This window comes from Neobacillus niacini NBRC 15566, assembly GCF_001591505.1.
GTDB classification, from domain to species: Bacteria; Bacillota; Bacilli; order Bacillales; family Cytobacillaceae; genus Neobacillus; species Neobacillus niacini.
This window is the reverse complement of record NZ_BCVA01000002.1, coordinates 116639-140755: the sequence shown is the minus strand read 5'-3', so window position 1 is coordinate 140755 and position 24117 is coordinate 116639. Positions and strand designations below refer to the sequence as shown.

The window sequence follows — 24117 nt, the reverse complement described above, 5'->3', positions numbered from 1 at the left end:
CGTTAAGCGAGGTCGTTATTGGAAGTATATGAGATAGTTAAATAGATTTAATCATACCCCCATCAACTAAAAAAGAACTTCCTGTCATATAGCTATTAGCATCGGAAAGGAGGAATACTGCTACATTGGCAAATTCCTCAGGTGTTCCATATCGCTTTAGCGGAATTTGTGCTTTCATGGTCAACTCAACACTTTCTACATCTATCCCCTGTTTATCTGCAGTAAATTGATCTAAGTGTCTGACGCGGTCGGTTGCAATTCGTCCAGGTGCAATTGTATTAATTAAAATATTATGTGGTGCCAATTCTGATGCCAAAGTTTTGGAGAGTCCTACAATGCCTGTCCGAAAGGTGTTGGAGAGTATTAATCCAGGTATCGGTTCCTTTATCGAAGAGGACGCAATATTAAGAACCTTACCGCCTTGCTTTTTTAAGTATGGTAATGCTTCACGAATAGCACGAATATAGGATAATAAATTTAGTTCAAATGCATTTTCCCAATCTTCATCGGTTAAATCCTCGAAAGACCCAGCCGGTGGACCACCTGCATTATTGATAAGAATATGAAGACTTCCGAATACCTCAATTGTTTTAGAAACAAGCCTCTTAATATCTTTAGTTTCGGTTATATCTGCTTTTTGAAAAGCAACTTTACCGAGACCAATAGATTCTAACTCTCCAGCCTTCTTTATAAGTTTTTCCTCATCTCGACCAGAGATCATTACATTTGTACCCTCTTTGACTAGTCGTTCTGCAATAGCAAATCCTAAGCCCTGACTGGAAGCCATAACAAGCGCTGTTTTTCCGCTCAAATTCAAATCCATCCGACTCATCCTCCTTGAACCTGTCTATCCCCATTATACTAAAAATTTCCTCTAATTCCTAAAACATGTACAAAAAAAGAGACAGAATTATACTGTCTCTTTCAAATCAATTCTATTTTGTAGCATTGTTAACTGCTTCAATTACTTGAGCGGTTGTCTGCATATTTAAGACTTGATTAGCCAGGCTCTCCATTTCGGATTTGTTCAACTTTTTAATTTGTGAACGTGCTTTTAAAATTGACGTAGCACTCATTGAAAATTCGTCTAATCCAAGACCAAGAAGAAGTGGTATCGCTGTTTCGTCCCCAGCCATTTCACCGCACATTCCTGCCCATTTACCCTCTGCATGTGCTGCATCGATAACCATCTTAACCAATCGTAAAATCGATGGGCTATATGGCTGATAAAGATAAGACACACGTTGATTCATTCGGTCTGCTGCCATTGTATATTGGATTAAGTCATTTGTTCCAATACTAAAGAAGTCAACCTCTTTAGCAAATTGATCTGCTAAAACGGCAGTCGATGGAATTTCAACCATGATTCCCAGTTCAATTCTTTCTGAAACTGTTTGTCCTGCAGCAATAAGCTTTTGCTTTTCCTCTTCAAGAATCGCTTTTGCTTCACGGAATTCATCTAGAGTTGCAATCATTGGGAACATAATTTTTAAGTTTCCATAGCTGCTGGCACGAAGAAGCGCTCTAAGCTGAGTACGGAAAATATCTTGCTCCTCTAAACATAAACGAATAGCTCGGAATCCCAAAAACGGATTAAGTTCTTTTGGAAGTTGAAGATATGGAAGCTCTTTATCGCCGCCGATGTCCAAAGTTCGAACAACAACTGGTTTCCCATTCATACCTTCTAAGACTGCTTTATAAGCGTCAAATTGTTCTTCTTCCGTAGGAAGCTGGTCTCTACCCATGTATAGGAACTCAGTTCGGTATAACCCTACACCTTCCCCACCATTTGCGATAACACCCTTTAAATCATTAGGAGTTCCGATATTTGCCGCTAATTCAACATGATGGTCGTCAGCTGATACCGTTTTCTCATTAACAAGCTTTGCCCACTCTATCTTTTGAGCTTCAAATTGCTCATGGATTTTGCGGTATTCTGCCACGAGTTCTGGAGTCGGGTTAATATGTACTTCACCTTTTAGACCATCGACAATGACCAAATCACCATTGTTGATTTCTTCAGTAGCGGTTTTTGTCCCTACAACAGCAGGTATCTCCATCGAACGAGCCATAATCGCAGAATGTGAAGTGCGTCCGCCAATATCAGTAGTAAATCCTAGCACATACTGTCTGTTTAATTGAGCAGTATCAGAAGGAGTTAAATCCTCAGCAACAATGATTACTTCTTCTGCAATCATGCTTGGATTTACCAGTTGCACACCTAGTAAATGTGAAAGGACGCGTTTTGTTACATCTCGGATATCCGCAGCACGTTCCTTCATATACTCATTGTCCATTTGTTCAAACATCATAACAAACATGTCAGCAGTATCTTTCAATGCGGCTTCCGCATTTACTTTTTCCGTCTTAATTTTATCTTCAATCGGTCCGTTTAATTCTGGATCCGTGAGGACAAGTAAATGTGCCTCAAAGATAGCTGCTTTATCCGCACCAAGTTCAACCTGGGCGCGATCACGAATAGCCTCAAGTTCTGCTTTAGATTTCTCTATTGCCGCTTGAAAACGAGCTACCTCTGAAGTCGTATCTTCAATGGTCTTATTTTCAAATGATAAATTTGGTTCTACTAACCGATATGCTTTTGCAATGGCAATGCCATTGGAAGCAGCAATTCCCTGTAAAAATGCCATTACTCAGCCAATCCTTCTTTTTTCAATAATTCTTCAAGGCTTCTTAGAGCTTCCTCACTGTCACTGCCTTCTGCACTGATAGCAATATCTGCACCTTGTCCAATTCCTAAAGACATAACACCCATAATCGATTTTAAGTTAACTTTTTTACCCTTATATTCTAAATTGATTTCAGAATCAAATTTGCTTGCAGTTTGCACAAGTAATGTTGCTGGTCTAGCATGAATCCCTGTATCAGCTGTTACTTTAAATTGTTTTTCTGCCATGTTAAATCAAACTCCTTCTCATTAATGTAAAATGATGCTGGCTATCGCATATCTAACAGCTTATAGTCAGATAAAAAAACTGAGCTAATTGTTATAGTTTCTCCAAAAGGAAATGAAGTATGTATGCTTGCGAGCCTCATTTTATTATTAGAATTTCATACATTTGCTAGAATAACATGTTCAAACACTTGAGACAACCTATAATACTTTTTGTAAGCGCATTAAAAAATCGACAAATCGTTTTTTTTTAAAAGTTCACAAATTAGCCATAAAAATAATAGAACGTAACCTAAAACTTCTCTGCAAAAATTATCTTATTTAAGGCTATTTAAAGACCATTGCTGCTTTAACTGCCTTTTTCCATCCATCATAGAGACTACTTCGCTCCATATCAGTCATTTTTGGTAAGAACTTTTGTTCAGTTGTCCATTGCTTAGAAATTTCATCTTGGCTCCCCCAAAAGCCGACCGCCAATCCAGCTAGATATGCTGCTCCAAGTGCGGTTGTTTCATTCACTTTCGGCCTTTCTACAGGTACATTTAAAATATCACTTTGGAATTCCATTAAAAAATTATTTTTTACAGCGCCGCCGTCTACTCGAAGGGTTTTAAGTTCTATTAGGGAATCGGCTTCCATTGCAGATAGTACATCTTTTGTTTGATAGGCTAATGATTCGAGTGTGGCCCGGACAAAATGTTCTTTTGTAGTTCCTCTTGTTAAGCCAAAAACAGCCCCTCTTACATCACTATCCCAGTAAGGTGTCCCCAATCCGACAAACGCCGGAACCACATATACACCCTCTGTGGAATTCACCTTAACTGCATAGGACTCACTATCTATAGCGTCTTTAAACATCCTTAATCCGTCACGGAGCCATTGAATAGCAGACCCAGCTACAAAAATACTTCCTTCAAGTCCATATTCAACCTTACCGTTAAGTCCCCATGCTATCGTTGTCAGTAAACCATTTTTAGATCGTACGGCCCTATCACCGGTATTCATCAGCATAAAACAACCAGTACCGTAAGTATTCTTAGCCATCCCTTTTTCGAAACACGCTTGCCCGAAGAGTGCAGCTTGCTGGTCACCAGCTATCCCTGCGATGGGTGTCTCTCTCCCGAAAAAATGATAATCAATTGTTTTTGCATATATAGCAGATGAAGGCATAACTTCAGGCAGCATAGATTTTGGAACGTCCAATATCTCCAATAATTCATCATCCCATTGGAGGTCATAAATATTAAACATTAATGTTCTAGAGGCATTGGAATAATCCGTTACATGTGCTTTACCTCCCGAAAGTTTCCATACAATCCAGGTATCAATAGTCCCAAATAAAAGTTTACCCTGTAATGCTTTCTCACGTGCACCATCAACATGATCCAAGATCCATTTAACTTTTGTTCCTGAGAAATATGCGTCTATTAAAAGACCCGTTTTTGAGCGAAAAAGATCGTCATAGCCCTTTACTTTTAACTCCTCACAAATCTCACTTGTTTGTCTTGATTGCCATACGATTGCGTGATAGATAGGCTCTCCTGTCTCCTTATCCCAAATCACCGTAGTTTCTCGTTGATTAGTGATACCTATTCCAACAATTTGCTCTGGTTTGACTCCTGATTCAGACATTACTTCAGCAATAACTGATAAAACTGAGCCCCAAATTTCGTTTGCGTTATGCTCCACCCAGCCAGGTTTAGGAAAATGCTGAGTAAACTCTTTTTGTGCAATAAAAACAATTTCACCTTGTTTATTAAATAGAATAGCCCGAGAGCTTGTAGTTCCTTGGTCTATAGAGAGAATAAACGTCTCCAAAAAGATCCCCCTATTCACGATATAGTTTAGTTTCAATTTCTAATACTTTTACTAGGTACACTTTCTTCTTAACTTCTAGGTTCCTGCAGGTAATGATATAACACATCTCCACCTCGCTGACCTATACCTCGAAAATGTTTAAAGTCATCTCTTTTGACAAGAACTTGACGAAAATCCATAAATTCTTCTTTCTTAACATAGAACTCTGATAGCTCACCTTTTTTTAATTTTTCCAAGATTTCTTGTACAAACTGTTCGTTCATAAACGGCACCACCTTTAATACCATTTTATAGTAAGGAGCATGATCATAGTCAATATTTGTATGATCTTCTATAAAAATTTCTTCTTTAAATGTAAACGATTGCATTTTTTTATAATTTTTATAAGTAATTAACAAAATTGTCAAAAAAAAGCCTTTACGAAACATACAAAGTAGTGCAAACTGTTACTTAAATGAATATATATATAGATTGTCAGGTAAAGGAGAGAGACTAATTGAAAAAAGCAGAAGTAGGTAATGTCATTGAATTTCGAGGCGGATTAAAAGGTATTGTAGAAAAGGTCAATGAAAACTCTGTAATAGTCGACCTAACACTCATGGATAATTATCGTGATCTAGAATTGGATCAGCGGACTGTTGTGAATCATAAAAATTATAAGATTGTAAAAGAAAGCGCTTATTAATTTAATAGCTTGGTAGATTAGGCAGCCAAAGGCTGCCTTTTTAGTTATTATTTTTCTCGTCCAGCTTCTTTTAACAGTTGATCTTTGGATTTCACTTTTCCGTGTGGATTTTGGTCTTGTTTGCGAACTGTCCATTCTCGCTCTTGCTGGCTTTGGGATTTGCTCATTGTTGTTCCTCCTTTCCTTTGACCTTCATATTTTTTGCAATTTTTTTATTCTTATTTATTGGATTCGAACAAAAGTGTGATGTAAACATTTCCTTTCATAAATTTTTTTTGTTAAAATAAATTTTATTGTTAGAAAGGAGGTAATAGTAAGTGAAAAATAGCTTTTTTGATCTTCGGTTAATCTTTGGGTTAATCATTGCTCATGCTCTTATGTATTTCACCTTTTATGACCGAGCCATATTCTGGTACATCTTTACCGGTTCACTACTTATATTGATTACATACGCTATGTTTCAAGAAGCTGTCGAGGATGAAGCGTCATTTTTTAAATATATCACCATCGGTACAATATCGGGACTAATTCTCTATTTCTTATTTTGGCTGGGAGTACAAGCCTTTGACCTGCTAAATCTGCCTTTTGAAAATAGTATTAAGAAACTCTACCGCTGGTTTGCCCCTGCATTATTTTGGCAATACCTGGCACTCATTTTAGTAGCAGCACCTGGAGAAGAACTCTTTTGGCGTGGATTTGTTCAAAAAAGATTACTTCGCTATTTTGGTCCATTAAAGAGTATTTTAATTGCTGCTCTGCTTTATGCTTCGGTTCATATTTACTCGGGAACGATAATCCTAATGCTTGCTGCATTCCTTTCTGGTCTTATGTGGGGTGCACTATATCTATGGAAGAAAAGTATGCCTCTAGTTATTGTTTCACATATTGTCTTTGACATCATGATCTTTATTATTATGCCGTTAAAATAGGAAAAGCACTTGTCAAAATAACGACAATGCTTTTCCTATTTTTATCATTTCAGAGGCTTCCTCCATAGAAGTATAAAAAAGATTAGACTAATATAGCCAAACATTGGATAAAGATTAGACAGCAGCTTGCTATAGTCAATAAGACTGATCATATATGAAACGAAGAAAATGGCTGAAATTGTAAGGAATGTAGGAACTTGAACAAACTGCTTTAACTGACGGTCCAATCCAAAAACATTTCCAATGACTGATGTAAAGATTTCTCCATAAATAACAAGGACAAATATCCAATAAAAAAAAGGCGCAATTTGCTTCATAATTATGGCCATCGGTATCTCATAAAGCTCAAAATTTGGGAGCATGATCAAGGTAAAGTGGCTGGATATTAAGATAAGAGTTAAAGCCGCCCCTCCTAAAATACCTCCCCACTTTATTGTCCAATCATCCTTAATTTCATTTGCAATTGGAACAAGCACAGCTTGTGCTAATGCCAGGTTTAATGCTGTATAAGAAAACGGTGCTAATATACTTTTCCAGCCATCCTCCGTATGTGGTACCAATAATAAATGATTAACAAAATCGGGCTGCTTAACAGACAGTGACATTAACATAAGACTGAAACAGACCATAATGGGAACTACAAACGAATTGACAGCAAATAACCCCTTTGTGCCAACCAGCATGACAATAAAGGATAATATTATCGTTATATAAACCCCTAAATTCTTCGATAGTCCTAGCTGCTCCTCAAACACTGCTCCGGCACCAGCCAGCATCACTGCACTCACTCCAAGTAGCATAAAAAGCATAATTATATTAATACCCCTGCCTGCCCATTTCCCAAACAGGTGTATATTAAACTCTTGATACGATACTGCGTTAATTCGAGCAGCAATTCTCATTAACTTTGATCCTAACACGATAAGGAGGTAGCCGCTCAATAAAATACCCAGAAAGCCAATGAAACCAAACCGAGAGAAAAACTCAACGATTTCTCTTCCTGTAGCAAATCCCGCCCCAACTACAGTACCAACGTACACGGCAGCGATTTGAAATGCTGCTGACCAATTCCTTTTCACCTCATCTCCCCCTCAAATACACTATATGAGCAATAGGACAAACAAAGACGAGCTTTTTATAAATTGGCTTAATTTGTTAGTAGAAAATATTACCATAAGCAAAACTCTTGAAAGTCAAAAAAGGTCAAAGTATACTAATTACACAAGGTCAAATATAGTCAAAGTCAAATAAATAGTAAATATATTTTTAGGAGGTTTTATATTATGCTGTGTCAATTATGTAAAGATAACCAAGCCAATATTCAACTAAATATAAACATTAATGGACAACACAGCAATATGAAGCTGTGCCATGAATGTTATTCAAAAAATAAAAATATGATTCATTCAGGAATGGGTCCCAATATGAATTCCTTCCCTGGATTTTCATTTGATGATTTATTTTTCAATATGAAGAGCTCTGAAAATAATCAATTAAATGGTCAGATACCTTCTACACAAAAAGGACAGGGCGGCTTTATTGATCAATTTGGCCGCAATTTAACAAATATGGCCAGAGCTGGTCTCATAGACCCCGTGATTGGCCGTGATGAAGAAGTTAAAAGGGTCATTGAAATATTGAATCGCCGTAATAAAAACAATCCAGTATTAATTGGTGAACCAGGTGTTGGGAAAACAGCTATTGCTGAAGGTCTTGCGATGAAAATAGTCGAAGGAAAGGTACCAGGCAAATTAAAAAATAAAGAAGTTTATTTACTAGATGTTGCTTCTTTAGTTGCAAACACAGGTATCCGTGGGCAGTTTGAAGAAAGAATGAAGCAATTAATCGCAGAATTACAGGAGCGTAAGAATATTATTCTTTTCATTGACGAGATCCATCTCCTTGTAGGAGCAGGTTCTGCAGAGGGTTCAATGGATGCGGGTAACATTTTAAAACCAGCTCTTGCACGCGGTGAACTTCAACTTGTCGGCGCAACAACATTGAAGGAGTATCGTCAAATAGAAAAAGATTCCGCTCTAGAACGTCGATTCCAGCCAGTTCAAGTAGCGGAACCGACTCCTGAGGCGGCAATTGAAATCTTAAAAGGAATTAAGAATAAATACGAGGATTACCATGAAGTAACCTACTCTGACGCAGCGATTAAAGCTTGTGTGCAGTTGTCACACCGTTATATCCAGGATCGCTTCTTACCTGATAAGGCGATTGATTTACTTGATGAAGCAGGCTCAAAAATCAATCTTACTTCAGATGGTCAAAGCAAAGATCAGATTGAGAAACGGTTAAAGGAAATTGCTGTTCAAAAAGATTCAGCGCTTAAAAATGAAAACTACGAATTAGCTGCCTCGCTTCGTGATGAAGAAGTCTTGCTTGAGAAATCATTAAATGAAACTTCAGAGATCACAAGACCGGTTGTAGAACTTTCACATATTCAAGAAATTATTGAGCAAAAGACCGGTATTCCTGTTGGTAAATTACAAGAGGATGAGCAGCAAAAACTTAAAGCTCTTGAGGAAAACTTAAATTCTAAAGTCATCGGCCAGATAAAGGCTGTAGAGAAGGTTTCAAAAGCAATTAGAAGAAGCCGTGCCGGCTTAAAATCTAAGAATCGTCCGATTGGTTCTTTCCTTTTTGTCGGACCAACAGGCGTTGGTAAAACGGAACTTTCCAAAACATTGGCTGAAGAATTATTTGGTTCATCTGAATCGATGATTCGTTTAGATATGAGTGAATATATGGAAAAACACAGTATTTCCAAATTAATTGGTTCTCCTCCAGGCTATGTAGGCCATGATGAAGCAGGACAACTGACTGAAAAGGTAAGAAGAAACCCATACAGCATCATTTTATTAGATGAGATTGAAAAAGCGCATCCAGATGTGCAGCATATGTTTTTACAGATTCTTGAGGATGGGCGTCTTACTGACAGTCAAGGAAGAACAGTAAGCTTTAAGGATTCAGTGATCATCATGACAAGCAATGCTGGTGTGGGACACAAAACCATTCATGTTGGCTTTGGAACAAATGAAGCAATGGAAGAAGCTTCTATCCTGGATTCTTTAGGCAGCTTTTTCAAGCCAGAGTTTTTAAACCGTTTTGATAGTATTATCGAATTTAACTTACTTGAAAAAGAACATATCATGCAGATTGTTGATTTAATGGTAAATGATTTACAAGAAACATTAAAAGAGCAAGATATTGAATTCACAATTACACTTGAAGCGAAAGAAAAGCTTGCGGAGCTAGGCTACCATCCAGCATTTGGTGCCCGCCCGCTTCGAAGAGTAATACAGGAACAAATTGAAGATAAAATTGCAGACTATATTTTAGACCAGCCTGAGGCAAATAAGTTAGCTGCCATTTTAGAAGGTGCCAAATTGAAGGTATCATCCGCTGAAAGTGTAAACGTTCATTAATAAAAAAAGCGAAGCCATTAGGCTTCGCTTTTTTTATTTGATTTCGTTATTATAATTTTTGATCTTCAACCGAATTTAACCAGTTTTCAATTTCGCCAACTACCGATTCTACGCAGCCATCCTCAAATGGTGAAATCAGATTAGCTTCTTTAACCAACTTTGTAAATGACATGCTTCCGCCCAGTTTACAAAGATTTACATAGTCTGCCCAGGCCTCTTCTTGATTTTCCCTCGAACGTTTCCAGAATTGGAAGGCACAAATCTGGGCTAATGTGTAATCGATATAATAGAAAGGCGAGTTAAAAATATGTCCCTGCCGCTGCCAGAAGCCGCCATTCTCTAAATAAGCATTTCCATCATAATCTTTATGCGGCAAATATTTTTTCTCAATTTCACGCCATTTCTGTTTACGTTCTTCCGGAGAAGCTTGCCAATTTTCATATACCCAGTGTTGGAATTCATCTACGGAAACTCCATATGGAAGAAATAATAACGCATCACTTAGGTGCGAAAATTTATATTTATCGGTATCTTCCTTAAAGAAAAGGTCCATCCATGGCCATGTGAAAAATTCCATACTCATGGAATGAATTTCACAAGCTTCGTAAGTTGGCCAATAATATTCAGGGATTTCAAAATCCCTGCTGGAATAAACCTGGAATGCATGACCGGCTTCATGTGTTAGTACATCAATATCCCCTGAGGTTCCATTGAAATTTGAAAAGATAAACGGTGCCTTGTAGTTTTCGATAAAAGTACAATACCCGCCTCCTGCTTTACCTTTTTTGGCCACAAGATCCATTAAGTTGTTATCCTGCATGAATTTAAAGAACTCTCCTGTTTCCTTAGATAGTTCTTCATACATCTTTTGACCATTTTCAATAATCCATTCAGGAGTGCCTTTTGGAATAGCATTACCTGTTTTATAGTTAAAGCCCTCGTCGTAGTATTTTAACTGTTCAACACCGATACGGTCCTGTTGTCTTCTTTTTAGTTTCGTTGCAATCGGAACAATAAAGTCCTTCACCTGCTGACGAAAGTTTGCCACCATTTCAGCATTATAATCCGTTCTCATCATTCGATAATAGCCTAGTTCAACAAAATTTTTATAACCTAATGCATGGGCAATTTCAGTCCTTACCTTCACCAGGTCATCATAGATACGATCTAGCTCGCTTTCATGCTGGGCTAAGAAACCGAACTTTGCTTCAGACGCGAGTTTTCTAGTTTCTCTGTCTGTTGATTGGGTGAACGGCTCCAATTGAGCCAGTGTTCTTTCTTCCCCTTCAAAATTAATTTTTGCTGAAGCAATTAGTTTTGTATACTCTGTCGATAAACGGTTTTCCTTTTGAAGTAAAGGAACGATTTCTGGTTTAAAAGTCTTTAGCTGCCCTTCTGCGAGCGCAAATAATTGCTTACCCCATTTCGCTTCTAATTCGCTCCGAAATTTAGAAGTTACTAATGCCTGATAATATTTTGTTACAAGCCCTTCTATTTCAGGCTGAACTTCATCCATATAATCCTGCTCTGCTTTATAAAACTCATCATTCGTATCAACAGAATGGCGAATATAGCAAAGATTGAACATCGTCCCAATATCATTTCTAATTTCATTCACTTCGTTCATGGCTGCACTTTGCTCTTCTAGAGAAGAAGCATTCGCAAACTTTTCGATTGCGGCCTCAAATCTTGCTTTTACTTCATCAAGGTTTGGCCGGATATATGTATACTCTTCAAATCTCATTGATACATCTCCTTTATATCAAACTTTTTCCAACATTTATTCTTCGACACTATCCATTAATATTCCTTCAAACAAAAAAAATACGGCAAATGCCGTATTAAAATTTACCAGCTGGCAAACCAAGTTTTTTCAACAATTCAATTGCTTCCTGTTTTTCGGAATCTGTCAAACTAGACATCAGTGAATGAATCTGCTGGGCGTGTTCTGGAAAGATTTCTTGAATAAACTCTTTCCCTTTATCGGTAATTTGTGCAAAGGTTACTCTTCTATCGTTAGGGCAAGCAATCCTTACTAAAAATCCTTTTTGTTCTAACTTATCGACAACATAGGTGATGCTTCCGCTGGCTAGTAATATTTTCCCGCCGATTTGCTGCATAGGCTGATCACCCTTATGATATAAAAGCTCTAATACGGCAAATTCAGTTGGATTTAATCCGCTTGCTTGAATAACTTTATTAACATGCTCATTAATTGCTTTATAAGCTCTGGATAAAACAATATAAAGCTTCAGTGATTGGGAAACAGAATCATTTTCCATTGTGAATCATCCTTTTTATTTATGTCTAGCTTAGCACCTTGTCCAGGATCATAAGCCCTTGGACAAGGTGCTTCTGCTTTTCTGATTATCTCGACTTCAAGATTATTATAAAAAACTTTTGGTTTGGTGTCAATTTAACCTAGTTTTACAATTGGTTCTTTCTTTATAATTCTTGATTTCAATCCCTCTAACATTTGATTTATTCCATCATCTCTTTCTTCAGGTGAGATTTTTTTATGCAGGACAGAGTAAAGAGTTATATCTCTTAGCATGAAAAATAATGGCAGCTGTTCTTTCCATCCTTCTGGCAATAAGTGGTGCTCCTCATACCCCTTTATAAAATGAAATAGGAAATTGCTCGCAAACTGTTCTCGCACCATTATACTAGCACTATGGTATCCATATAAAACGGAATAATAAAGCGGGATTGCAATATCTGAAGCAAACCAATGATAACTACAATCATCAAAATCAAAAACATAAACCGAATTACCATCATAAAAAAAATTGCCTGAATGAATATCACTATGGATAAGCCCAAAATTATCCTTGGTTTTTGAAAGAGATTTTATCCTTTTAATGATCCATTTAGTATTCTTAATGACCTCTTTCTCATTTGGCACATAGGTTTCAATATCTAGTAATTCCTCATCCTCCCAAGTAGGGCGAAGCTTTATCTCTTTGCTGGGCTGGTATTCCTTCGTGATAGAATGCATCTGGCCTATCGCTCTGCCCCACGCCTGAAATAACTGATTATTAAATTCTGATGTTTTAATTTTCACAGGGGTGCCAGGTACCTTGGAAAACAAACAGGCATAAAAATACGAACCATCACTAGCTGACAAGACTTCAACTAATTCATTTTTTAATGAGCTGAATGCCTCAGGGCAATTTACTTTTTGTTTATGTAAATAATTCATCCAATCTAACTCAGCAAGCAGTTCATCCTTGTTCCGATGTGAACTATGTGTGATTCTCAAAATCACAGGGGTGTCCCCACGATAAGCCTCGAAAACATAATTCTCAAAATCTCCTAGTTTTTTCACCTCAGGTTGCAAATGAAAGATTTCTAGAAAGTAATTAAGAATAGTTTCCTTAAATAAAATTTCAACTGATTTCTCCATTATAATCCCCTTTATCGTTCATAAATGTCCTTCTCCCTCATTATATTTAATTATTCCGAACTTAGAAACATTCCATTTCTCATTTTTAGAGAAGTTATGTAAGATAGGATTATTAAAAGATTGATAATTTCTTAACAGGGGTGTAGATAATGAGTCAACCAGCTACAGTGTCTGCAAATACAGCAAAATCCTCAGATACGACTATGTTTAATATTCTATTTATTATTGGGATATGCCATTTACTAAATGATGCCATACAAGCTGTTGTTCCTGCGATGTTTCCAATTCTTGAAAAATCGATGGGGTTATCCTTCACACAGCTTGGTATTATTGCCTTTTCCTTAAATATGGTTTCGTCAATCCTCCAGCCCGTTATTGGAGCAGTCACGGATAAAAAACCAATGCCCTTTGCTTTACCAATAGGACTTTCCTTAACTCTTTGCGGAGTTCTTGGATTAGCATTTGCACCTTCATTTGGTTTAATCGTTTTGTCGGTCATTTTCATTGGCTTTGGGTCTGCCGTATTTCATCCGGAAGGCTCTAGGGTTGCTTATATGGCTGCAGGCAGTAGAAGAGGGCTTGCACAATCGATATATCAAGTTGGCGGAAATACGGGGCAGGCATTAGCTCCGCTTATTACCGCGCTAATCCTTGTACCACTAGGACAGAAAGGAGCTTCATGGTTTTCGCTAGTGGCAGCATTGGCAGTATTGTTACTACTCTATATTGCTAATTGGTATAGGCAGAGATTAGTTGAAAATCTTTCTTTCATAAAGAAGAAAAATTCAACCGCAGGTAAAAATATTGGTCTAACAAAAAAAGTTAAACAGTCTTTATTTTTAATTCTTTTACTTATATTTGCAAGATCTTGGTATATATCAGGGATGACAAATTTTTACGCGTTCTTTGCCATTGAAAAATACTCCCTCACAATTAAGGAATCACAGCTTTTCCTCTTTGCCTTTTTAATTGCCGGAGCATTTGGTACGTTTTTTGGCGGTCCGCTGGCTGACCGGTTCGGGAAGAAAAAATTAATATCTGTTTCGTTGTTACTGACTATACCATTTTCCATACTTATTCCTTTTGTACCATCTTTTATTGCATTTATCTTTCTAACTCTCACCGGATTTATTTTAATGACCAATTTTTCAGTAACTGTCGTTTTTGCACAAGAGCTAGTACCAGGGAAAATCGGAACAATGTCTGGGTTAACAGTGGGACTCGCCTTTGGTATGGGGGCTATCGGTTCAGTAGGACTGGGATATATAGCAGATTTATTTAGTATGTCAGTCATGGTTTCTTCGATTGGATTTCTGCCATTGCTGGGATTATTGGCTTTCCTCCTTCCAAGTGATCAAATGGTCCGAGAATGGAATCAAGAGGAATAGAAAAGGATGGGCTCTAGTGCCCATCCTTAATTTATTTCCTGTATTCTGCAGCTTAACTCTTCTTTTTCATCTTCTGAAAGCATCCGTTCTGCCATAGGGAAAAGGACATTTTCTTCTTTTGCAAAATGCTCGGTTAAGATAAAGTATGCATTCTTTACTAAGTCACTTAAGTTTTTCTTTTCTAGGTCTGTTTTACTGCTGCCGGCTTTCTCCAGGAATTCGTGAATTTTTGCCTTAGCCTGATCATGTTCATATTCCATAACTGCAATAGGTCCAGATGTTGTGCCTATATATACACCCATCATTGGAAATAGAACCCCTTCTTCCCGTTCTGAATGCGGATCAAGCGCTGCCTTAAATTCATGAACCTTTATAATCAATTCTTCAAATATATTTTCAATACCAGAATCTTCTTGGATTTGCTTAGTTAAATTAAATAATCCCTCTAATTGTGCTAATAACGGAGGGTGCTCTGACTTCAATTGACGAAGCCCTTTACTAAGTTCTACCGGAGAAGTTCCTCCAAAACTACTCATACAGCCACTCATCTACAAACACCTCTTCTTAAAGATTTTATCTTTAGTATAAGAGTTGGTTTCAATAATTGTTGTGACACCCATCACATGATGACAAAGAATTAAAGTACTAATAATGGCAATCACTAAAGTTTTCGAAAAATTTTAACATTTTTAATCAAAAAATCTTAAAAACTATCATATAATATAGTTAGAACCTAAAAGGGAGGGCTAAAATCTTGAAAACCCCTAATTATCATGACTTTTATCAAAAGGCATTAATTCCAATTGGTTTTAACGACCTGCTGGCACTTAAAGAATTGAGTTCTTATGAAAATGATTCACCTTTCACCCACTGGCTCATTGCAGTTGAAGGAGAACAGCTCTCGCAGCCAAGGATTTTCTATCATTGGAAAGTATGTATCTATCCTTCAAATTGTGACGGTGATTTGAATTGGAAAAAACCATTCTATTGTTCTCGAACTATGATATCGATGGATAGTGCTCACGAGCTTGCCTGTTCTCTAGTTTCTGCGAGTAAACAAGATCAACTTTCCATTTTAAACCTACAAGAGAAAATCAGTTAAACCACAAAAATATCCCCCTTCTGCTTCACCTTCTTTTTAACCTCACTTGTGAAAAAAACCACATATAGTGTTAATAAATAATTAAAAAAGTGCTGCCGGCTTTCGCAAGCAACACTTCAACTTTATTATGCTAATCTAAATACGATTCCATGTCCGCCTTTTGGATATTCCCATTTAATATTTTGGTACGGGCAGCCGATCCGGCAGCTGCCGCATTCGTGGCACCCTTCATATCCAACCTGCATCCGTAATCCTTCCCATTTATATACCTCAGCCGGGCAGAAGATGGTGCAAATTTTATCAGGGCATTTTGTCATACAAATATCATTGTCCATAACAGTAAGATGGGATTTGGTATCAGCTTTAAAACGAAGAAGGTACTGTTTTTCTTCGATATTCTTAGTTGACATTATTTCACCGCCTTCCAAGCACGATAGATATCTTGTATTACTTTAATCGTTCCTCTTTCCGCTGTTACACTCTTCATGATTTCTTTTTGTTTCTCACGTTTTGGAGTTCCATCCACCGTAAAGAATTTACTCATTGCTTTGTTCATCATCGGTACATATTCTTTAAAGTATTGTGGATTATTCTCAAAGGTATGTGTGGCATCCTTATATTTCTCTAAATCTTTGATTATGAAACTATCATAAAGCTTCTGACGATAGATATTTAAGGTGGACTCAGAAAAGTCCCCACGGTGATGCGCCTCAATAACAGATTCAGCAGCCAATAAACCAGAATGCATTGCCATGTTCGAACCTTCACGATGGATTGCGTTAACAAGCTGTGCAGCGTCTCCAACCACCACTACACCGTTTCCAGCTACTTTGGGCACCGAACGGTAGCCTCCCTCTGGAATGAGGTGAGCAAGGTACTCTGCTGATTCTCCACCTGCTAGCATTGGTTTAACCATTGGATGTGTTTTTAAATAGTCTAGAAGGTCATATGGCTTCATCTTTGATTTGATCATACTTGAAAGAGTGGTACCTACTCCAATGTTCAAACTATCCTTATTCGTATATAAAAAGGCCGTTCCTAGATTTCCTTTTGTTGAATCACCGAATATTTCAATGGTACACCCTTGATTATCCTCTAGATTAAAACGATCATTAATTTTTTCCTTTGGTAAGTTAATAACTTCCATTACAGTTAATGCAACTTCATCAGGACGGAATTCTTTATGGAACCCTAACTGCTTTGAGAGAAGGGAATTTACCCCATCTGCCAGTACAACAACATCAGCATAGACCTCTCCATTTGGACGGTCCGTACGGATACCAATAACCTTACCGTTTTCAACAATACATTCAGTTACAACTGTTTCATTGATTAACAGTGCCCCTGCTTCCACTGCTTTTTTTGCAAACCACTGATCAAATTGTGCGCGTAATACCGTAAAGTTATTATATGGCTCTACTCCCCATTCAAGTCCTTTATAACCAAATTGAACCACAGACTCCTTATCCATCATCCAAAAACGCTGCTCGATAACAGGCCTTTCTAGGGGCGCCTCTTTCCAAAACTCTGGAATTAACTCTTCCATTTGCTTTCGATACAACACACCGCCCATTACGTTTTTGCTTCCTGGATATTCTCCCCTTTCAATAAGCAACACGTTTAAGCCATTTTGTGCACAAACTAGAGCACAAGAAGTACCTGCAGGTCCTGCCCCAACCACAATGACATCAAATTTTTCTGGCATAGCTCATTTCACCGCCTTTTTCATTTCTCAGCTGTTTAAATTGCTGTATTAATTTAGGGACAATTTCCAATGCGTCGCCTACAATTCCGTATGTGGCAACATCAAATATCGGTGCATTTGGATCCTTATTAATAGCGATGATGAGGTCTGAATTTTTCATGCCTACTACATGCTGGATTGCTCCGGATAAAGCAATCGCAAAGTATATTTTTGGGGTTACGGTTTCACCAGTTTGACCAATTTGCAGTTCATGCGGTAACCATCCTGCTTCAACAACATCCCTTGTACCGCCGACCGTTGCTCCAATCGTATCAGCTAGTTCATAAAGAATTTGGAAGTTTTGGATATCCCCCATTCCTTTTCCCCCACAGACAATAACATGTGCGTCAGCTAAATTTGCCTTTTTTGTTACATCATTCACAATTTGCAGGACTTTTGTGCGCATTTCTTCTTCTCTCAGGGTAATACTTTCCTCAATAATTTTACCTGTTCTTCCTGTATCTGGCTCAAGGGCCTTCATTACTTTAGGTCTTACAGTCGCCATTTGCGGTCGATGCTTTTTACAGAGAATTGTAGCCATAATATTACCGCCAAATGCAGGACGGCTAGCTTCCAGCAAACGGTTATCCACATCAACATCAAGCGTGGTGGTATCTGCAGTTAAACCAGTTACCAAATCAGTTGCCACTGCACTCGCTAAATCTTTTCCGTTTGGTGTGGCACCGTAAAGAATAATTTCTGGTTTGTATTTTGGAACAAGCTGCATAACACCCTTCATATAGGATTCAGTCCGATAATCTTTCAAGACCGGATGATCAACCAGATATACTTCATCTGCACCATAGGCAATTACTTGGTTTGCCAATGATTTAATTCCGCTCCCAAGTAAAAAACCGGCTAACGGAACTTGTAACTTGTCGGCAAGCTTTCGACCTGCACCCAGCAGCTCTAGTGAAACTCCTTCAATTTTACCGCCATTTTGTTCAATAAATATCCAAACACCACGGTAATCATCAAAATTCATGTAAACCCCTCCCTGCACCAAAAGATTATTATTGTTTAGATGACTGTAATGTTAATACGTCTTTTTGCTCCAGCAAGATATCCATAAGTTGCTTAACTTGCTCATCCGGGGAACCTTCAATTCTCTTTCCGCCTTCAGGACGTGGAGGTGTAAACATTTTTCCAACAATTGTTGGCGAACCTTTTAGTCCAAGCTGTACACGGTCAACATTTTCAAGATCACTAACTGCCCAAATGATAGGTTCATATCTTGCAGCTTTAATCATATTTGGCATTGGAGAGTATTCAATCTGGTTTATTTCTTTTTCAACGGTAAGAAGACATGGCATTTCTGACTGAATTAGCTCATAGCCGCTAGATAATTTTCTTTTGATTAAGACGGTTTTTTCTTCTTGGTTGACTTCAGTAACTTCAATTACATTGGTTACAGGTGGTATATCTAACCTCCTAGCAATTCCAGGTCCAACCTGACCCGTGTCCCCATCAATAGCATGCTTTCCACAAATAATCATATCAATAGGAATTTCCTTGTTAATTTTTTCTAATGCTTTAAATAAGGCATAGCTGGTTGCAAGTGTATCTGCCCCGGCAAAGGCACGGTCCGTAATTAAATACCCCCGGTCAGCACCTATCTCAACACTCTTTTTAATTATTGCTGTCGCTTGCGGCGGTCCCATGGACAAAACTGAAATCGTACAGCCGGTCTTTTCACGAATGCTTACAGCTTCTTGCACAGCATGAGCATCATAAGGATTCAAAATGGCTGGTGCGCTTCTCCGGTCGAGTGTGTTTGTTTTGGGATTGATTTTAATGATTTTAGTATCTGGTACTTGTTTTACACATACGACAATGTGCATGTAGTACTTCCCTCCCCATAATTGCTATGTTTGTTTGAAAGCGTTTGCCTTCCTTGGTTATAAAAAATGCCATATTACGATATATGTATCGCAACACAAGCATAGTACCAAACAATGATAGATTCTTTTTTCTAAATTGATAAATTTAGGGATTGAAGTAAAATCTAGGAGTATAAGATTAGCAGAACCTCATGGTGTGGAAATAGTAATAAGAATAGTACTAATTTAACTATAAGAAATATTCAGATATAGACAATGATAAAAATCACAGTTTCTGTCTAAATATGTAGTTTAATTCATATTGCAAAATTTTTAATGAATGAAAGGTTTGAGGCTGGCATGATGGAAGTGTTTGTAGGAAGCGTTCTTTCTGCTTTATCAACTGGAGCGGGTGCCCTTTTTATTCTGTTTATAAATCAATCTCTTACACACCGCTGGATGGATATGCTCTTGGCTTTTAGCGCAGGGATTATGATGGCTGCCTCAACAATTGGGCTTATTCCTGAAGCCTTGAAGCTTGGGGGTTTTATTTCACTATCTCTCGGTGTATTCTTTGGGGTTTTATCATTAACAACTCTCGAAAAAAAAATTCCGCATATTGATCTTGAACATAATAGGTATGGAATCCAATTTGATGAAAAGGCTTTGTTAATTATTGCAGCGATTACACTGCATAATATTCCAGAAGGTTTGTCGGTCGGTGTCAGCTATGCTTCGCAAACAGAAGATACGGGGAATTTAATCGCTTTGGCAATTGGGTTTCAGAATGCACCAGAAGGCCTTCTTGTTGCACTGTTTTTAATTAATCAAAAAATAAGCAAACTCAAGGCCTTTTTACTGGCTACTCTAACGGGTGCAATTGAAATTGTCACATCTTTTATAGGTTTTTATTTAACCTCGTTTGTCCAAGGGCTTGTCCCCTATGGTCTTTCTTTTGCGGCAGGAGCGATGCTGTTTATTATTTATAAAGAGTTAATTCCAGAAAGCCACGGAGATGGTAATGAACGAGTTTCTACTTATGCATTTATTACTGGTCTTTTAGTTATGGTTTTTTTAATAGATATTTTTTAAGTGCTAATCCTATACAAATACTTTCGGCCATATCATTACCATTTGATTAAATGCGAATTTCACTTCTTCATTTGGCCGCGGAAATTGCTGGGCTGCTCTCTGATATTCATTTATTAATACATCTAATTCTTGGCTGTATTTTATTGTTTCTTCACTTGTGAATCCTTTTTTATTTGCACAATTTATCATCATTGCTCGTTTGACTTTTATTGCGTTAAGCATCTCAGAAGGGTTATAACTATCCATGTACAATCTCTCCACCTACTCCTTACTCTTTTACACTAAACTGTTAAAAAATTGATTACTTGATGAATTATGACAAGATTTTAGTAAAAAGTAAATACTTTCGCAAAAGTAGACAAAACAAGCATTTTATTGCATTATTCGACAAATTTCACATGCTGTTCTTTGTTTTTACGACAATTTTCCATCTGATTTTGGTAATGTTTTAGTAAATACATTTACTAAAACACAAAAAAAACTGGCTTTTTAGCAGCCAGTTAACAAATTATTGATGAATTTCTTCATTTTCGTATATTGGTACCCAGCCCTCTGTAGTAACAAAAATACGAATAGCGACTACTTTTCGATCTTCTTCTAGTGTAAAATAATGTCTTGTGTTTTCTGGAACTGAAATTAGATCTCCTGGATTAAGATGAACTTCGAAAAACTCACCGTCTTTTCCTTGGATTACAAACACTCCATGACCACTTACGATAAAGCGAACTTCATCATCCGTATGGTGGTGCTCATTTTTGAAGTTTGTTAGCAAGGTATCTAAATTTGGAGTATTATCAGACAATGAAATGATATCCTGCGCTTTATATCCTCTTCTAGCAGAAATATCTGAGATTTCAGTTGAAAAAACATTTAGGATTTCATTTTTTTCTTCATCACTTAAAAGATACTTTTCAACAAGCGTAGCTGGAAGTTTTGTAATATCCCAATTTTCATAAATTACTTCTTGTGTTGCTAGAAAACTTGCTACCTCTTCTTGATTTTGAATTTTGTCTTCTCTATTTTGAAATGTAATATATGCCATTATCTGATCAACTCTCCCCTATTAATTTATACAACTTTAAATAACTGGTATGGCTTATGTTCTAGTAAGCGTAATTGGTATTTAAATAAAAACTCAGAGGCCTCAAGAATTTTTTTTGCCTCAAATGCATCTCTTCCCCATACAGTGATACCATGATTACGGATTAATACAGCACCCGAATCTTCTTTAATATGCTCAGAAAATGCATGTGCAAGCGTTGGGATATGAGCATAGTTTTTAATAATTGGAATCGTCAGCACTGCGTCCTCTTCCCATTTGTTGAAAGCCTTAATCAGCTCCTGCCCCTTAAACGTCACCTCACCCTGATTACCATAAACCTCTGATATTACATTATTATCTATGGTGTGAACATGGAGACTACAGCCTGCTTTGGTTTTACGATAAATTTCGACGTGAAGCAGCGTTTCTGCAGAAGGCTTTAAGTGAGTTTCTTCAACTGCATACCCAAATTCATCTACTAACAAAAAGTCCTCTTCTGTACGTTTGCGTTTATCCTTACCACTCGCGGTAACCAGAAATTGCAGAGGATTATCACTTACCTTAATAGCAAGGTTGCCGCTTGTTCCCATAAACCAATCGCGCTCAGCTAGTTCATCCTTTATATCTGCTAATTCCAGCCATTTTTCTTTTAACATGATGTCCTCTTCACCTCAATCTGATCTTTAATTTCTTCTATACAATCATAAAAGGTAGTAAACCCTTTATAATTTAAACCCCATTCAGAACATTTTTTCTCCAGTAGATCTCTTGCCAGCACGAAATTTGCTTGTTTAGCCGCTTCAAGATCGGTTACGGAATCACCGATTACAATCTTATAGATATCTCCATCTTTATTTAGCTTACGGATAATACTAGGCTTGCAGCACCCGCATTCATTTTCACATAAAGAATCACAGGTATACGGCCATAGGATTTTTATATTTTCCCCTGAAAAATCGCTGTGGTTACAATAAATCCCTTCAAACGGACCGTATTTTTCAAGAATTGGATAAACAAAGAAATCAATTCCACCGCTGACAATATACAAAGGGATATTCTCTTTTCTTGCAAACTCCACAAATTCAGAAAACCCTTCTCGTATCCTGGCGTTTTCGATGGCAAACTTTGTAATTTCTTCTTTTTTGCTGCTTGGTAATTCTGCAAATAATTTTCCTACACCTTCACTAATGGAAATCTCTTGTGATAATATTTGGTCTTTGATTTTCTCCCAATTAGGTGGTGCAAATTTTTTCATGATTGCAATGATGTTATCACTCTCTGTAATCGTCCCATCGAAATCACAGTAGATGACAGGCTTCATTTATACTGACACCTCTCGATTTCCCCATAACTGTAATGCGCTCTTAAGCTCTGGGTATAGCTCGGCACCTTCGGCTAATGTCTTACCCTGAAGATTCACTTCAATTGCTTGGCGGAATGCAAGTCCGCCGCCGCGGGCACCATTTGGATGACCATGAACGCCGCCTCCAGCGTTAATAACAGATTCAATCCCAAAGTCCCGAATCAAGAGTGGCACTAAACCTGGATGTATGCCTGCTGAAGGGACAGGAAACGACCGCTTTATAGTGTCCGCTTTGATTAATTCTTCTGCAATAGAAATAGCAGAGGATTTCTCTAATGCCACTGTTCCATATGGTGATGGAAATAGCGACAAATCAGCACCAGCAAGTCTAAGCAGCTTACCTAGTAATAAAGAATGAGAGAGGCCATACTGGGAAGATGATGTTAACGCCCCGCTTACAGCAGGATGAGCCATTAATGGCAATGCAATTTGATCATCCTCGCGTAACTCCTGCAGAACGTCCAATCCATAGGCAAAAACATTAAAAAGTAACAAGTCTGCACCAAGCTCTTTTGCTTTCCGTGCTTTGTCCTTCAATTGTGATGTTCTTCCTGTTAGATTTACCGCATACAAAGTGCGATGTCCGGTTTGTTCAAATACTTCCTGTAACACTTTTTTGCCTTCTGAAATTCTTTTTTCAAACGGAGTCAGCTCATTTTCAAAAAGAATTTCGTCATCCTTTACGAAATCAACACCACCAAGAGCCTGCTGCCTTAATTGCTCTGTTAGGAAACGAATATCCTTCCCAAGAACTCCTTTAAAGATGCTCATTAATAGGGGGCGGTTAAAAACCCCAAGTTTTTCTCGTAACCCTTCAATCCCAAATCTGGGTCCAGGAAATTTACTTTTTAATTCATTGTCAAACTGTAAATCTATTAATTTTATTTTTCCGTCTAATGAAAGTTTTCCAAAAACGGTAGTCAGAATAGCAGGAATATCATTAGAGAAATTAATCGTTGGATATGCTATACGGATTATCGACTGTTCCTCATTTATTCCCTCAGTCGATATTACTTTGCCCTTGTGCTTGCGTAATTGACTCTGTTCTAGTTCAGGTAAGTTCGTCCATGAACCGACAGTCAAACCTAAAGCAATTTCCTCAGCTTTTTTTTCTAGATTTTTTTCACCATGAACTAGGTAGGTAGCTATTAATTCAGTCAATTTTACTCTTCCTTTCTCAAAAAACATAAAAAACCTCTTCCAAAAAAAGAAGAGGTTAGCATCGCAAACTAACATCTTCTCATCTTTCAGCTTGTGCTGCAAGATTTAGCACCGTGCCTAACATAAATGTTAAGTCGGTTGCCGGGCTTCATAGGGCTTTTCCCTCCGCCTGCTCTCGATAAGAAAACGATCGTATTATTTATTGTTATCACGTTGATAAAC

26 protein-coding genes and 1 riboswitch are annotated in these 24117 nt (G+C 37.6%); of the genes, 6 read left to right on the top strand and 20 right to left on the bottom strand.

Annotation, left to right across the window (positions count from 1 at the left end):
• Nucleotides 1-37 precede the first annotated feature (37 nt).
• The 5 genes from BANA01_RS02610 to BANA01_RS02590 form a co-directional block, all read right to left on the bottom strand.
• On the bottom strand, nucleotides 38-823 hold the full coding sequence (locus BANA01_RS02610) for an SDR family oxidoreductase (RefSeq protein ID WP_063251533.1): 786 nt from the start codon (nucleotides 821-823) through the stop codon (nucleotides 38-40).
• 112 nt (nucleotides 824-935) lie between these two features.
• Nucleotides 936-2648, bottom strand: coding sequence for a phosphoenolpyruvate--protein phosphotransferase (gene ptsP, locus BANA01_RS02605; RefSeq protein ID WP_063251532.1), 1713 nt, complete (start codon nucleotides 2646-2648; stop codon nucleotides 936-938).
• Nucleotides 2648-2914 carry a phosphocarrier protein HPr gene (locus BANA01_RS02600; RefSeq protein WP_063251531.1) on the bottom strand — a complete coding sequence of 89 codons (267 nt, stop codon included), beginning with the start codon at nucleotides 2912-2914 and terminating at the stop codon, nucleotides 2648-2650. The genes ptsP and BANA01_RS02600 overlap by 1 nt, the downstream gene beginning before the upstream one ends.
• A gap of 324 nt (nucleotides 2915-3238) precedes the next feature.
• Nucleotides 3239-4729, bottom strand: a complete 1491-nt coding sequence (gene glpK / locus BANA01_RS02595) for a glycerol kinase GlpK (RefSeq protein WP_063251530.1) — start codon at nucleotides 4727-4729, stop codon at nucleotides 3239-3241.
• Nucleotides 4730-4797: 68 nt separating this feature from the next.
• Nucleotides 4798-4992 carry a hypothetical protein gene (locus tag BANA01_RS02590; RefSeq protein WP_063251653.1) on the bottom strand — a complete coding sequence of 65 codons (195 nt, stop codon included), beginning with the start codon at nucleotides 4990-4992 and terminating at the stop codon, nucleotides 4798-4800.
• Between the two features lie 233 nt (nucleotides 4993-5225).
• On the opposite strand from BANA01_RS02590, the gene BANA01_RS02585 reads away from it, so the two are divergent.
• Nucleotides 5226-5414, top strand: coding sequence for a YkvS family protein (locus BANA01_RS02585; protein ID WP_063251529.1), 189 nt, complete (start codon nucleotides 5226-5228; stop codon nucleotides 5412-5414).
• A gap of 47 nt (nucleotides 5415-5461) precedes the next feature.
• On the opposite strand, the gene BANA01_RS30255 is transcribed toward BANA01_RS02585, so the two are convergent.
• Nucleotides 5462-5581: a DUF6254 family protein gene (locus tag BANA01_RS30255; protein ID WP_235847045.1), complete on the bottom strand. Its 120-nt coding sequence runs from the start codon at nucleotides 5579-5581 to the stop codon at nucleotides 5462-5464.
• Nucleotides 5582-5731: 150 nt separating this feature from the next.
• Here BANA01_RS30255 and BANA01_RS02580 point away from each other — a divergent pair, with 150 nt between their 5' ends.
• Nucleotides 5732-6343 (top strand): CPBP family intramembrane glutamic endopeptidase, encoded by a 612-nt coding sequence (locus BANA01_RS02580; protein WP_063251528.1) that lies wholly within the window; start codon nucleotides 5732-5734, stop codon nucleotides 6341-6343.
• A gap of 44 nt (nucleotides 6344-6387) precedes the next feature.
• Here BANA01_RS02580 and BANA01_RS02575 read toward each other — a convergent pair whose 3' ends face one another.
• Complete coding sequence (locus BANA01_RS02575) at nucleotides 6388-7422, bottom strand: YkvI family membrane protein (RefSeq protein ID WP_063251527.1); 1035 nt, start codon at nucleotides 7420-7422, stop codon at nucleotides 6388-6390.
• Between the two features lie 204 nt (nucleotides 7423-7626).
• Here BANA01_RS02575 and BANA01_RS02570 point away from each other — a divergent pair, with 204 nt between their 5' ends.
• Nucleotides 7627-9777, top strand: coding sequence for an ATP-dependent Clp protease ATP-binding subunit (locus tag BANA01_RS02570; protein WP_063251526.1), 2151 nt, complete (start codon nucleotides 7627-7629; stop codon nucleotides 9775-9777).
• A gap of 49 nt (nucleotides 9778-9826) precedes the next feature.
• On the opposite strand, the gene BANA01_RS02565 is transcribed toward BANA01_RS02570, so the two are convergent.
• From BANA01_RS02565 to BANA01_RS02555, 3 genes are all read right to left on the bottom strand, one after another.
• Nucleotides 9827-11521 (bottom strand): M3 family oligoendopeptidase, encoded by a 1695-nt coding sequence (locus BANA01_RS02565; RefSeq protein ID WP_063251525.1) that lies wholly within the window; start codon nucleotides 11519-11521, stop codon nucleotides 9827-9829.
• A 97-nt stretch (nucleotides 11522-11618) separates the two neighbouring features.
• On the bottom strand, nucleotides 11619-12059 hold the full coding sequence (locus BANA01_RS02560; RefSeq protein ID WP_063251524.1) for a MarR family winged helix-turn-helix transcriptional regulator: 441 nt from the start codon (nucleotides 12057-12059) through the stop codon (nucleotides 11619-11621).
• Between the two features lie 134 nt (nucleotides 12060-12193).
• Nucleotides 12194-13183 carry a phosphotransferase enzyme family protein gene (locus tag BANA01_RS02555; RefSeq protein ID WP_063251523.1) on the bottom strand — a complete coding sequence of 330 codons (990 nt, stop codon included), beginning with the start codon at nucleotides 13181-13183 and terminating at the stop codon, nucleotides 12194-12196.
• Between the two features lie 149 nt (nucleotides 13184-13332).
• On the opposite strand from BANA01_RS02555, the gene BANA01_RS02550 reads away from it, so the two are divergent.
• On the top strand, nucleotides 13333-14571 hold the full coding sequence (locus BANA01_RS02550) for an MFS transporter (protein ID WP_063251522.1): 1239 nt from the start codon (nucleotides 13333-13335) through the stop codon (nucleotides 14569-14571).
• A gap of 26 nt (nucleotides 14572-14597) precedes the next feature.
• On the opposite strand, the gene BANA01_RS02545 is transcribed toward BANA01_RS02550, so the two are convergent.
• Nucleotides 14598-15107, bottom strand: coding sequence for a hemerythrin domain-containing protein (locus tag BANA01_RS02545; protein WP_063251652.1), 510 nt, complete (start codon nucleotides 15105-15107; stop codon nucleotides 14598-14600).
• A gap of 218 nt (nucleotides 15108-15325) precedes the next feature.
• Between BANA01_RS02545 and BANA01_RS02540 the strand changes: the two genes are divergently transcribed.
• Nucleotides 15326-15673, top strand: a complete 348-nt coding sequence (locus tag BANA01_RS02540) for a hypothetical protein (protein WP_063251521.1) — start codon at nucleotides 15326-15328, stop codon at nucleotides 15671-15673.
• Nucleotides 15674-15798: 125 nt separating this feature from the next.
• Here BANA01_RS02540 and BANA01_RS02535 read toward each other — a convergent pair whose 3' ends face one another.
• The 4 genes from BANA01_RS02535 to BANA01_RS02520 are packed head-to-tail and all read right to left on the bottom strand — an operon-like array spanning nucleotide 15799 to nucleotide 19258.
• Nucleotides 15799-16083 (bottom strand): ferredoxin family protein, encoded by a 285-nt coding sequence (locus BANA01_RS02535; RefSeq protein WP_063251520.1) that lies wholly within the window; start codon nucleotides 16081-16083, stop codon nucleotides 15799-15801.
• The gene (locus tag BANA01_RS02530) at nucleotides 16083-17378 is read right to left on the bottom strand and encodes an FAD-dependent oxidoreductase (protein ID WP_063251519.1); all 1296 of its coding nucleotides are present in this window, start codon (nucleotides 17376-17378) and stop codon (nucleotides 16083-16085) included. The genes BANA01_RS02535 and BANA01_RS02530 overlap by 1 nt, the downstream gene beginning before the upstream one ends.
• Nucleotides 17362-18402 carry an electron transfer flavoprotein subunit alpha/FixB family protein gene (locus BANA01_RS02525; protein ID WP_063251518.1) on the bottom strand — a complete coding sequence of 347 codons (1041 nt, stop codon included), beginning with the start codon at nucleotides 18400-18402 and terminating at the stop codon, nucleotides 17362-17364. The genes BANA01_RS02530 and BANA01_RS02525 overlap by 17 nt, the downstream gene beginning before the upstream one ends.
• Nucleotides 18403-18430: 28 nt before the next feature.
• Nucleotides 18431-19258 carry an electron transfer flavoprotein subunit beta/FixA family protein gene (locus BANA01_RS02520; RefSeq protein ID WP_063251517.1) on the bottom strand — a complete coding sequence of 276 codons (828 nt, stop codon included), beginning with the start codon at nucleotides 19256-19258 and terminating at the stop codon, nucleotides 18431-18433.
• Nucleotides 19259-19597: 339 nt separating this feature from the next.
• Between BANA01_RS02520 and BANA01_RS02515 the strand changes: the two genes are divergently transcribed.
• Entirely contained in the window at nucleotides 19598-20329 is a 732-nt protein-coding gene (locus tag BANA01_RS02515; protein WP_063251516.1) for a ZIP family metal transporter, read from the top strand.
• Nucleotides 20330-20338: 9 nt separating this feature from the next.
• On the opposite strand, the gene BANA01_RS02510 is transcribed toward BANA01_RS02515, so the two are convergent.
• The 5 genes from BANA01_RS02510 to mtnW form a co-directional block, all read right to left on the bottom strand.
• Nucleotides 20339-20575 carry an aspartyl-phosphate phosphatase Spo0E family protein gene (locus tag BANA01_RS02510; protein WP_235847044.1) on the bottom strand — a complete coding sequence of 79 codons (237 nt, stop codon included), beginning with the start codon at nucleotides 20573-20575 and terminating at the stop codon, nucleotides 20339-20341.
• A 262-nt stretch (nucleotides 20576-20837) separates the two neighbouring features.
• A complete protein-coding gene (locus BANA01_RS02505) occupies nucleotides 20838-21371 on the bottom strand; it encodes a 1,2-dihydroxy-3-keto-5-methylthiopentene dioxygenase (protein ID WP_063251514.1) in 534 nt (177 codons plus the stop codon).
• A 26-nt stretch (nucleotides 21372-21397) separates the two neighbouring features.
• Nucleotides 21398-22027, bottom strand: a complete 630-nt coding sequence (locus BANA01_RS02500) for a methylthioribulose 1-phosphate dehydratase (RefSeq protein WP_063251513.1) — start codon at nucleotides 22025-22027, stop codon at nucleotides 21398-21400.
• Entirely contained in the window at nucleotides 22021-22692 is a 672-nt protein-coding gene (locus tag BANA01_RS02495) for a 2-hydroxy-3-keto-5-methylthiopentenyl-1-phosphate phosphatase (protein ID WP_063251512.1), read from the bottom strand. Before BANA01_RS02495 ends, BANA01_RS02500 begins: the two co-directional genes overlap by 7 nt.
• Nucleotides 22693-23895, bottom strand: coding sequence for a 2,3-diketo-5-methylthiopentyl-1-phosphate enolase (gene mtnW / locus BANA01_RS02490; RefSeq protein WP_063251651.1), 1203 nt, complete (start codon nucleotides 23893-23895; stop codon nucleotides 22693-22695). It abuts the gene before it with no gap.
• A gap of 76 nt (nucleotides 23896-23971) precedes the next feature.
• A riboswitch (SAM riboswitch) is annotated at nucleotides 23972-24080 on the bottom strand.
• Nucleotides 24081-24117: the final 37 nt, after the last annotated feature.